This is a genomic window from Kitasatospora sp. A2-31 (assembly GCF_022288725.1).
In the GTDB taxonomy this organism is placed as follows: Bacteria; Actinomycetota; Actinomycetes; order Streptomycetales; family Streptomycetaceae; genus Kitasatospora.
On the sequence record NZ_JAKNTA010000124.1, the window covers coordinates 1 to 1,759 of the forward strand.

1 protein-coding gene and 1 tRNA gene are annotated in these 1,759 nt (G+C 60.3%); both read right to left on the reverse strand.

The features are described from left to right. Window positions 1-218: 218 nt before the first annotated feature. A tRNA-Thr gene (locus MCM47_RS40095) sits at window positions 219-305 on the reverse strand. A 137-nt stretch (window positions 306-442) separates the two neighbouring features. After that, on the reverse strand, window positions 443-1,759 hold a 1,317-nt coding region (locus MCM47_RS40100), incomplete at its 5' end, for a hypothetical protein (RefSeq protein WP_238951767.1).

Consider the following 1,759-nt stretch of genomic DNA (forward strand, 5'->3'; position numbering starts at 1 on the left):
CCCCGGCGCGCGACCGCTGCCCCCACACCGGCCGCGCCCGGCTCTCCTACCGCCGCGCCGCCGAGCTCCTCACCACCCACACCCGCCCGCTGACCCCCGACGCCACCGGCTGGACCCTCCGCCAACTCCGCCCGCACTGAGGCGAACCCACGCGCCGGCACGACGAAGCGCCCCGAGCCGGACACCGGCTCGGGGCGCTTCTGAAGCCCTCCACAACGAGCCCCCTGTCGGGTTCGAACCGACGACCCCCGCTTTACAAGACGAACCCGGATCATGACGGGGCGTGACGCCTGATGCCGCGTGGCACTGAACCTGCAGGTCAGCGCCACGTGGCAGACCTCGCGATCCCGCTCCGATGGCCTGCTGCCGTCCTGTCCGCTCACGCATCGCTCACGCATCAGCAAGCCTCAGCAGGACAGCTGGAGCACCTGCTCACGCCTCGCTAGTCGACTCGCTGCTCCTCGATCATCCGGAGATAGCGCTCATAAGCCTTATCAACCTCGGCGGGAATCTTTACTAGCGTCCCTTCCTCCATCCTGTAGGGAAGCTTGGGGTCGCCACGAAAGGACAGCCAGTTAAAGCTAGTTGAGACCCACAATCCATCACAGATGAGGATCTTGGCATGTGTATCTCTCAACCTGGCTAGCGTAAATCGATCTGAGTGCCGCTGTTGGAGGTTATACAGGCGGCGCAGAGCATCCTCATCTGATCCAAGGTCGTCTGGGCCGTAACCGTGCGCTATGTGTACGCGAACGCCCTGCCGCAGCCGCTGCCCCAGCCGCTCGACGAAAGCGCGATTCACGACACCCCGCTTAACCCATGGGGATATTATCAAGAGTCGCCGACTGGCATCATCCAATGCTTTTGCAAGCAGGTCGGAGTGCTCAAATACGCTGAGGCTTCGAACCGGAACGGTATGGAGAGAGGGGATCGGATCCGCCACTCCATTTGCCTCAAGCACAGGGAGAGCTTGCGATGATGCCTGCGTAAGGTGCTGGGCTACCTCACTGCTATCCATCCGGATATCTTCGAGGTCCGCGCGCAGAACAGGACGCTCAGCCGCCGGGCCGATACTAATTTTGAGGCTTTCTACAGCGTTGACGCGCTGCAGGGCAGCATCATGACTCGGGCTCAAGTCGCTGTCCACGCACACAGCCAGCTGAACATCATCCCGTGCGGCATCACCATATACAAGCAACTTCACCGGCATATAGCGATACGATGTCCGATTGACAGCCCTTACACGGAGTACCTCAACACTCGGCTTTCCACTTCGCCGCGCAAGTAGAGAATTGATTCCAGCTGGCGTTACGTCCGGGAGCTCAACCCGCGCAGACCGGGCGGCGGGAAGCAGAATCATCCCGTCTTCGATTGCTTGCTGCTTAGTCTTCAGCATCGCTTTTGGATAATCGACGATTGACCACGTCAACCGATCGAATACCAGAGGCAGTGGCCGCAATACTGGCTGAACTGCCACTAGAGTCCGGACCGTTTCCCGACCCTGCAAAGTCAGCGAAAGGCCCTGATCGCGCTCCCGATACTGGAGGTTACCGATAACAACCTGATTCGCCACAGCAGTAGAAACCTGGTCCTCGTGAAGGCCAAGGATTCCAGCGAGATCAGAATTAGAGGCAGCTCCTTCTGCCGCGAACCTGAGGATGAACTCGTCCAGGAGTGGAAGCTTCTTGCGCTCCTGGGCAACAACATCCGCTGTCACCACCGTGACCGGCACAGCCGCATCCTCGATAGCCAGAAGATC